This window comes from Shewanella sp. ECSMB14102, from assembly GCF_000813075.1.
GTDB lineage: Bacteria > Pseudomonadota > Gammaproteobacteria > Enterobacterales > Shewanellaceae > Shewanella > Shewanella indica.
The window spans coordinates 115710-124266 of record NZ_JWGX01000011.1; the positions used below are offsets into that span (position 1 = coordinate 115710).

General features: G+C 53.5%; 10 protein-coding genes. 1 reads left to right on the plus strand and 9 read right to left on the minus strand.

What is annotated here, in order from left to right; genetic code table 11:
* Positions 1-10: 10 nt before the first annotated feature.
* Complete coding sequence (locus tag RC73_RS05380; protein WP_039033675.1) at positions 11-1411, minus strand: peptidoglycan DD-metalloendopeptidase family protein; 1401 nt, start codon at positions 1409-1411, stop codon at positions 11-13.
* A gap of 124 nt (positions 1412-1535) precedes the next feature.
* Between RC73_RS05380 and tyrS the strand changes: the two genes are divergently transcribed.
* Entirely contained in the window at positions 1536-2732 is a 1197-nt protein-coding gene (gene tyrS, locus RC73_RS05385) for a tyrosine--tRNA ligase (RefSeq protein ID WP_039033676.1), read from the plus strand.
* 103 nt (positions 2733-2835) lie between these two features.
* Here tyrS and RC73_RS05390 read toward each other — a convergent pair whose 3' ends face one another.
* The 8 genes from RC73_RS05390 to RC73_RS05425 all read right to left on the minus strand — a co-directional run.
* Positions 2836-3267 carry a hypothetical protein gene (locus RC73_RS05390; protein ID WP_039033677.1) on the minus strand — a complete coding sequence of 144 codons (432 nt, stop codon included), beginning with the start codon at positions 3265-3267 and terminating at the stop codon, positions 2836-2838.
* Positions 3268-3361: 94 nt separating this feature from the next.
* Positions 3362-3835: a nuclear transport factor 2 family protein gene (locus tag RC73_RS05395; protein WP_039033678.1), complete on the minus strand. Its 474-nt coding sequence runs from the start codon at positions 3833-3835 to the stop codon at positions 3362-3364.
* A 2-nt stretch (positions 3836-3837) separates the two neighbouring features.
* Positions 3838-4461, minus strand: a complete 624-nt coding sequence (locus RC73_RS05400; RefSeq protein ID WP_039033679.1) for a trimeric intracellular cation channel family protein — start codon at positions 4459-4461, stop codon at positions 3838-3840.
* Positions 4461-4835: a DUF2721 domain-containing protein gene (locus tag RC73_RS05405; protein ID WP_039033703.1), complete on the minus strand. Its 375-nt coding sequence runs from the start codon at positions 4833-4835 to the stop codon at positions 4461-4463. Before RC73_RS05405 ends, RC73_RS05400 begins: the two co-directional genes overlap by 1 nt.
* 70 nt (positions 4836-4905) lie before the next feature.
* Positions 4906-5895, minus strand: coding sequence for a cobalamin biosynthesis protein CobD/CbiB (locus RC73_RS05410; protein ID WP_039033680.1), 990 nt, complete (start codon positions 5893-5895; stop codon positions 4906-4908).
* 20 nt (positions 5896-5915) lie between these two features.
* On the minus strand, positions 5916-6608 hold the full coding sequence (locus RC73_RS05415; protein WP_039033681.1) for a 5'-methylthioadenosine/adenosylhomocysteine nucleosidase: 693 nt from the start codon (positions 6606-6608) through the stop codon (positions 5916-5918).
* Between the two features lie 210 nt (positions 6609-6818).
* The gene (locus RC73_RS05420) at positions 6819-8225 is read right to left on the minus strand and encodes an FAD-dependent oxidoreductase (RefSeq protein WP_039033682.1); all 1407 of its coding nucleotides are present in this window, start codon (positions 8223-8225) and stop codon (positions 6819-6821) included.
* Positions 8226-8231: 6 nt separating this feature from the next.
* Positions 8232-8557, minus strand: a 326-nt coding sequence (locus RC73_RS05425; protein ID WP_152608415.1) for a hypothetical protein, incomplete at its 5' end; no start/stop codon positions are given.

Here is an 8557-nt window from a genome sequence, read left to right on the forward strand (position 1 = left end):
GCTGTCCCTGTTATTGCATCGCAACCTGAACTTGTTTGTTGCGCAGCAGAGTGGCCATCAATTGGCTACTGAGTTGTTGGAACGCGACACGTTCGCGCTTGGCTATCGCTTCGGCCTTGGGGAGATCCACAGTGCGCGGGTTTCTGTGTACACCGTTGACGATAAACTCATAGTGCAAATGGGCGCCAGTTACCCTTCCTGTGCGGCCAAGAGTACCTATGATCTGTCCCTGTTTGACGCTTTCACCTTGTTTAACCTTACGCTTGTTAAGGTGTAAGTATTTGGTGGTATAGGTTTCGTTGTGTTTGATAAACACATAGTTGCCGTTGTATTGGTTGTAACCTGCCTTGATGACCCGGCCGCTGCCGGCCGCTTTGATGGGAGTGCCTATAGCGGCAACATAATCCACTCCGCGGTGAGCCTTCACCTGACCGGTAACAGGGTGCAGGCGGCGGGGATTGAAGTTGGAACTCACATACTTGAAGTCAACCGGAGAGCGCAGGAATGCTTTGCGCATGCTGCGGCCTTCCTCGGAATAGTAGTTGCCATCCTTATACCTTACCGCGGTGTAGCGCTCGCCCTGGTTGATAAATTCGGCCGCCAATATGTTGCCGTTACGTAGAAACTCACCATCGGCATATTCTTCTTCGTACATGAGGGCAAAGCTGTCGCCTTCGCGGATATCCAGGGCAAAGTCGACGTCCCAGCCGAATATGGTGGCCAGCTGCATAATCTGCGCCGGTGTCAGTCCGGCTTCGACTCCGGCATTCCAGAAGTTGCTCTTGATGCTGGCGCGGGCAAACTTATCCCGGGTCTCAACGGTTTTTACCGCCAGTTCTTCTTGATAACTCTTGCCCTGTTTGCGGACTATCAGAGTAGAGATGGCATCGAGGCGGTATCTGAGCTCTTGCAATTCGCCATCGGCGTTTTTACCTATGGCGACTTCGTCACCAGGCATGATTTTCAGCAGGTTTTTTTTCGCCAGCGGCAGCTGGGTAATGTCGTGAACTTCTCTGGCAGTAAGTGAGGCGCGACTGAAGAGCGCCGCCAGGGTATCGCCACTCTTTATCTCGAAATGTTCAAGCTCGGCTATCGCCGGACTGGTTTGCTCCTGAACTGTCAGAGCGGCTTTAGCCTGTTGATTGAGTTTCTCTGTCAACGCCTCGGCGGCGGCTTCTGATTCTGGATCTTGCCCGCTTTCAACCACTTGCTGGGCCGTAGGTGAAGTGGGGGTACGAAAGGCCAGAGGCACTTGGTAACGAACATGGGTTTCCGGAACGGCGCTGTTTTTCGATGCCTCGGCTTCGTCAGAGGGCAGCAACAGGGTTATCAGGGTTATGGTAGTAAAAATACTAAGCAGGATTTGATGCTTTCTGGGCAGCAGTTTGAAGAGAGTTATAAGCTTTGCCATCGACCCGGATACCAATTTCTTAATTCTTGGGCATATTGCCTTAGTGTACACACTTTCATTTAGGCTGGCTAACAAGTAACATAAGTCTCTTTGAATTTGAAGAGCCTAGGGAGTTGTTGGCGAGATGGCTGATTTAGCACAAATAATGGCGGAAATTAAACGTGGTACCGACGAGGTTTTGCTCGAAGCAGATCTGCTTGAAAAGCTGAAAGAAGGTCGGCCACTTAAAATCAAGTTGGGTGCTGATCCGACTGCGCCGGACATTCACCTAGGCCATACCGTTATTCTTAACAAACTCAGACTGTTCCAGGACCTGGGACACGAGGTTATCTTCCTTATCGGTGACTTTACCGGTATGGTCGGTGACCCGAGTGGCAAGAACAGTACTCGCCCACCTCTGACCCGTGAGCAGGTATTGGCCAACGCCGAAACCTACAAGGAGCAGGTATTCAAAATTCTGGATCCGGCCAAGACCCGGATTGAGTTCAATTCCAGCTGGTTGGAAGATCTCGGCGCCGCCGGTATGATCCGCCTGGCCTCCCGCCAGACTGTTGCTCGTATGATGGAGCGTGACGATTTCAAGAAGCGCTTTGCCTCAGGTCAATCGATCGCTATCCATGAATTTATGTACCCGCTGCTGCAGGGTTATGACTCAGTGGCATTGAATGCCGATGTAGAACTGGGCGGTACTGATCAGAAGTTCAACCTGCTGATGGGCCGTGAGCTGCAGAAATCCGAAGGCATGAAGCCTCAGGTGGTGATTATGATGCCGCTGCTGGAAGGGCTGGACGGCGTGAAGAAGATGTCAAAGTCTGCCGGAAACTACATAGGTATCAGTGAAGCCCCGGATGAGATGTTCGGTAAGATAATGTCCATTTCCGATGAGCTGATGTGGCGTTACCTGGAGCTGCTGTCTTTCCGTCCGCTGACTGAAATCGAACAGTTTAAGGCCGATGTCGAAGCCGGTGCCAACCCAAGGGATATTAAGATAGCCCTGGCGAAAGAGATTATTGGTCGTTTCCACAGTGAAGAAGCTGCCGAGGCTGCCCATCAAGCCTTTATCAATCGTTTCCAAAAGGGTGCTATGCCGGATGATATTCCCGAGCTGACTCTGGAAGCCGGTGAAGGGTTGGCGATTGCCAATCTGCTGAAAGAAGCCGGTCTGGTTGGCTCCACTTCCGATGCCATGCGGATGATCAAGCAAGGTGCGGTGAAGATGGATGGTGATAAGCTTGAAGACAGCAAGCTGGTACTGAACGCCGGCACTTGCGCGGTATTCCAGGTTGGCAAGCGTAAGTTTGCCAAGGTAACACTGGCCTGAACTCAAGGTACCTAAATTCCAAGGTAGCTAAATTTAAGCATTTGTTTGAGCGCGTAAAATACCAAACCCGGCATTGCCGGGTTTTTTCTTACCTGTATCAGGCTCAGTGGTCGTGAGGCGGGCTACAGTTGTCGGTACCAAAGTAGACCTTGTTCTGGCAGCGCCAACTGAGCACGGCTTTTTCCACTGACCAGTCTCCGGCATTGTTATCGAGCGCCAGAATAAGCAGCATCTGCGGATGTCCTTCCTGGGTGCTGACATTATAGGTTAAGGTCTTGCCGTGAGAGTGGCTGATGCGTACAAACTTAAAGGCTGAGCCAGAATAGTGGCGGCTGATCCCTTCGGGATTGTTACTCCAGGGAGCCTGTTGATGTTGCGCCTGCATCAGCTTTTGATTGAAACGGTTTATAGGTTGTGCGGCGTAGGAAACCACCAGGGGTGGTTCAAACTTTTCTTCGGCATTGAATGCTGCCTGGGCCTGAGTCATCAGAGGGAAGCACAGGGGCAGGACAGCCAGTACGGATAAGCGACTCATCTTTACCTCTCGGATCAGAGTGAACCCTGATCTCGCTGTTGGCACTCAGATGAGTTGGACAGTAAAAAACAGGCCGGGTTCCCGGCGAGCTGGATTACTGAGCCGAGAGTTGATCCACCATGGTCTGATAGTCCATCAGATCCATATGTTCTTTCACCCTGTGGTTGAGTGTATCCAGCTTTAGCGTGGTTACTCCGGGGATGGCGATATCAATAATTTTCCCGGGCTTGCCAAATTGCTCGCCCGGACCCTTATAGTGGTAGTTGCCTATCATTACCACCAGAGAGCCTGAGTTGAACATGTGCTCTATGTTGAATCGATACTCGAGTACGCCGCGGTGTGCCCGCTCCAGAAACTCTATAATATGCTTGCCGCCCGTGTATTTGCGGTTTGCTGTACGGTCGTTGAAGACGCTGTCACGATTGTAAAAGGTCGCCAGCTCATCATAGTCGTGAGTGGTCAGAGCATGGATATAGCGTACGGCCATCTGCTGCTCCGGCGGCATATCGCCGCTGTTGGCCAGCAATGGTGGGCTTAACAATGCCAGGATCAACACCAAATAACGCACAATCAATCTCTCTTGGTCTTTAGGTCAAACGCGGGTAACGACAGGTGCCAACGTATGGCGGCCAGGCGAATTATCAAAGCCGTGAAAAAAGCCAGCATCAGCGCCGCCTCGGCTTCGAATTTTAACTGCAGGCTGCAGGTGTACACCAGACCGCCCAGAATAGATGCTGTGGCGTAGATTTCGGTACGCAACACCATGGGGATCCGGCGGCAAAGCAGATCTCGAATAATGCCTCCTCCCACTCCTGTGATCAAGCCCATGACTACGGCTATCAGGGCGCCAAACTCTAGAGTCAGGGCCTTTTGGGTACCGATAACGGTAAAGAGCGCCAGGCCGACGGCATCGGCTATGGCCAGGCTAGATGGGGGCAAACGCCAGGGGCGGCGTACCAAAATCAAGGTCAGTACCACGGTCAGTAGTATCACATAGAGATAGTTGTGGTCATGAAGCCAGAATACCGGAGCGCCCAGAATGGTGTCTCTTAGGGTGCCGCCACCTATGGCTGTGACCGCTGCCAGTACCAAAACGCCGAAAGGATCCATCCTGTGCCGGCCGGCAGCCAAAGCGCCGGAAAGGGCGAATACTGCGGTGCCGAACAGATCCAGGCTATAGACCCACAATGTCATTAACCCATCTCTTTGAGATGAATATTGAGGGCATCGACCGAGATACGGATTTCAATCACCGACAGGATTAAGGAATACAGCAATAACAGCAAACTGGCGCCGAAAATCATCGAGCCTGTAGTGTTAAAGCCAAGATAGATAAAAATCATACACAGCACACACAGGGCGAAGCTGGTGACACCTGCCTCCTGCATGCGACGGATGATAACGATGCGGCGGCGCAGGTTTTTCAGTTGTTCGGCGGCAACGGGTTTATCGCCGCCACTCAAGGTGCGAATTAGCGCGGCCAGTGAGAAAAATCTATTGGTATAAGCCAGCAGCAGCAGGGAAATGGCCGGAAACAGCAATGCCGGGGTCGTCAAAGAGATATGCATATTGTCCAGCACGGCAATCTTCTCAGTGTCAAGCGGGGAATGAAGGCATTATAAGGAGAAATTGAATAATTTAAAGCGTTTGTGAATAACGTAACAAAACCCAAATCAGAGGTAACAAGATCACAAAAGCAAACCAGATGGTGAAGGTGCGAAATGTCAGCGCAATCGCTTTGGGTATGGTCTTGTGATCCGCTATGGGCCCCGGGCCGATTTTCTCCACCTGTACCTTGATGCCGGAATATTTTTGCGGTCCGCCAAGCTCTGTCATCAGTACAAATGCTGCCATGGTTGCCACCTGGAAATTAGAGCCGATAGGAAAGCGGCTATGGGGTGTTTGCCAAAGCAGTTTTAATGTCTGGGGACCACCTTGAATCGCCAGGGTAAAACGCCACAGCTGCGCCGGAATATACAGTAACACTTGATTGACCAGAAAAACGGGGCGACCGAAGAAACGGTATTGTGGATCCAGACACCACCAGCTCTGTTCCAATTGTTTGAGCATTCTCACCAGCAGCACCATGGGCGCGCCGGCGAGACAGAAGAAAAACACCACGGTAACAGTGCCGTGAATGGGAGTGGTCACCAGCTTTTCTATAGTGGCCTTGGCTATGCCAGCCTCGGACAGTTCGGCGGTGTCGCGGGCAACCCAGGGGGCGAGCAACTCTCTGGCGGCCGCTTTATCTCCCCGCCTGAGGGCTTGGTATATCTCTTCGGCTTCCTGAATAAAACAGGCGTCGTTGAGACACAGATAGAGGATCAAAAACTCAAAGAACCAGGGGAATGCAGCCAGTTCCAGCAGAAAGGTGATGATTAACCAAAATGGCAGTACCAGCAGTAAAATGGCCAGTGAACCGGCAATCAGCTGCTGCTTTTCGTCTCTGTCGCCCCGTTTGACCTTGGCGGCCAGTGACCTGGCAAGATGGCTCAACCAGGCCAGGGGTTGAAAAGCCTGGGGCAGCGGCGCCAAACGTGCCAGTAACAAGGAAAAAAACAGCACCAGAAACCCCTGTATGAGGGGGCCATCTAAGGCCAGCAGCTGCTCGCAAAAGGGCAGACTCATGGGCTCTGGTGCTCCTTAAATTAAAGGTGATGCAGCATGCCTATGACCATCAGGGCTGAGTGGTGCCCCGCCTTGACCAGATAGGCATCAAAGTCGACCGGAGAGTCGTTGTTGGCATTATCGGACAGAGAGCGGATCACCACAAAGGGCACGCCGAACTGATGACATACCTGAGCAATGGCGGCGCCTTCCATTTCGCAGGCGGCCATGGTGGGGAAATGTTTTAACATGACGGCAGTGCGCTCGGGATCGCAAATAAAGCTGTCACCTGTGCAGATAAGGCCTTCAATGGCTTTGACCTCTCCCAAACCTGCGATGGCCTGTTGGGCTGCCAGCATCAATTTGGGATCCGGGATAAAGGCTGCCGGTTGCTGCGCCATCTGGCCCATCTCATAGCCAAAGGCGGTGACATCGACATCGTGGTAGCGGACTTCATCGGAAATCACTATATCACCTATCTGCAGCGCATCGACAAACCCACCGGCCGAGCCGGTATTGATGACTGCATCCGGGGCGAACTTTTCAATCAACAGACTGGTCGCTATGCTGGCGGCAACCTTGCCTATGCCGGAGCGGGTAACTATGACTTCTTTGCCAACCAGAGTGCCGCTGACAAATTCAATGCCGGCAATCTTGCTGTGCTGTGGGTTTTCCAAAGAGGCAATCAGGTGAGCAACTTCCGGCTCCATGGCGCCGATAATACCGATTTTCATGGCTTAACCTTCTTTAAATGTCTTGAGTGAGCCTGAGGGCGGCTTAATATAGCACAAGCCTAGGATGGTGCGAACAAGTCAGCTGCTTGCGACTTGTAGGGACGACAAGTCCAAGGCAGTCGCAAGCGTGTTATTTGAAGTGTGGCGGTTGGATGAAAAAAAAGCGCACCCGGGAGGTGGGTTCCCGTATGCGCTCAAAGTGTTGAGTTGTCAGCTGAGGAAATTGAGGATCCCAAGCGCCGCATCGCGTCCTTCGGCGATGGCGGTGACCACCAGATCTGAACCCCTGACCATATCACCACCGGCAAACACTTTGGGATTGCTGGTCTGGAATGGATTGGCCGCTTCTTTTTCAGCTTTTACCCGGCCCCATTGATCCAGGGCGATATCAAACTCGGCAAACCAGGGCGCCGGGCTGGGTTGGAAACCGAAGGCGACAATCACGGCGTCAGCCTCCAGCAACTGATCGCTGCCCGGGATGGGCTCTGGACGCCGGCGACCGCTGGCATCGGCGTTGCCAAGCGCGGTTTCAACAAATTCGACTCCCTTGACCTTGCCATCGTCTGTGGCAATCGCCACCGGCTGGCGGTTGAACAGAAACTCGACTCCTTCTTCGCGGGCATTTTGCACCTCACGGCGCGAACCCGGCATATTCTCTTCGTCGCGGCGATAGGCACAGATAACCGACTCGGCGCCTTGGCGCACCGCCGTGCGCACACAGTCCATGGCGGTATCACCGCCGCCGAGCACTACCACCTTCTTGCCCTTGAGGTCGATGTAGGGCTGCGCCGGATCGGCTTGCCCCATCAACTCACGGGTGTTGGCAATCAGGTAGGGCAGGGCTTGAATAACCCCTTCAGCTTCTTCACCGGGCAGGCCCGCCTGCATGGCGTTATAGGTCCCCATGCCGAGGAACACGGCATCGAAGTTGGTCAGCAGCTCGGCAAAGGGAATATCTTGGCCTACAGTTACGCCGAGGCAGAACTCTATCCCCATGCCTTCCATCACGCTGCGGCGGGTAGCCATCACGGACTTGTCGAGCTTAAAGGCGGGAATGCCATAGGTCAGCAGGCCGCCTATCTGAGGATATTTGTCAAAGACTACAGCCTTGACCCCGTTGCGGGCCAGGATATCGGCGCAGCCAAGACCGGCCGGCCCCGCGCCTATGATGGCGACCCGCTCGCTTCTGGGCGTTACCTGGCTCATGTCAGGGCGCCAGCCCTGGGCGATGGCGGTATCTGTGATGTACTTTTCCACATTGCCTATGGTGACGGCGCCGAAGTCATCATTCAGGGTACAGGCACCTTCACAGAGCCTGTCCTGCGGGCAGACTCGGCCGCAGACCTCCGGCAGGGTATTGGTTTCATGCACCAGGTCTGCCGCTTCCAGGATACGTCCCTGTTTGGCCAGCTTGAGCCAGTTGGGGATATAGTTGTGCAGCGGGCACTTCCACTCGCAGTAAGGGTTACCACAGTCCAGGCAGCGATCGGCCTGCTGGTCGACCTGCGCCTGGGCAAAGGGTTGGTAAATCTCAATAAACTCAGTCTTGCGGCGTGCGATAGCCTGCTTGCTCGGGTCGATACGACCCACTTCGATAAACTGAAAATCGTTACTCATGCTCGCTTACCCCGCTTTTACGGCCAGTTCCGGGCTCGGTTGTTCCAGTTTGAGCAGATCCGAAACCTGAATATTCTTGGGCTTGACCAGGACAAAACAGTCGAGCCAGTTGTCAAACTCACTGAGAATGGCACTGGCGTGTTCACTGCCGGTCTCGGCCACATGTTGCTCTATCAGCCCTTTGAGGTGCTGTTGATGAATGGGCATCTCCAGCTTGAGGGTATCGACCAGTTCGGTATTGACCCTACGGCTAAAGCGGCCGAATTGGTCGAACACATAGGCAAAACCGCCAGTCATACCGGCGCCGAAGTTAACGCCCGTGGTCCCCAGCA

What these genes read in the sequence shown, in the direction of transcription:
- RC73_RS05380 (WP_039033675.1), bottom strand. Translation starts at nt 1,411, where the DNA reads ATGGCAAAGCTTATAACTCTCTTCAAACTGCTGCCCAGAAAGCATCAA.
- tyrS (WP_039033676.1), top strand. Translation starts at nt 1,536, where the DNA reads ATGGCTGATTTAGCACAAATAATGGCGGAAATTAAACGTGGTACCGAC.
- RC73_RS05390 (WP_039033677.1), bottom strand. Translation starts at nt 3,267, where the DNA reads ATGAGTCGCTTATCCGTACTGGCTGTCCTGCCCCTGTGCTTCCCTCTG.
- RC73_RS05400 (WP_039033679.1), bottom strand. Translation starts at nt 4,461, where the DNA reads ATGACATTGTGGGTCTATAGCCTGGATCTGTTCGGCACCGCAGTATTC.
- RC73_RS05405 (WP_039033703.1), bottom strand. Translation starts at nt 4,835, where the DNA reads ATGCATATCTCTTTGACGACCCCGGCATTGCTGTTTCCGGCCATTTCC.
- RC73_RS05410 (WP_039033680.1), bottom strand. Translation starts at nt 5,895, where the DNA reads ATGAGTCTGCCCTTTTGCGAGCAGCTGCTGGCCTTAGATGGCCCCCTC.
- RC73_RS05415 (WP_039033681.1), bottom strand. Translation starts at nt 6,608, where the DNA reads ATGAAAATCGGTATTATCGGCGCCATGGAGCCGGAAGTTGCTCACCTG.
- RC73_RS05420 (WP_039033682.1), bottom strand. Translation starts at nt 8,225, where the DNA reads ATGAGTAACGATTTTCAGTTTATCGAAGTGGGTCGTATCGACCCGAGC.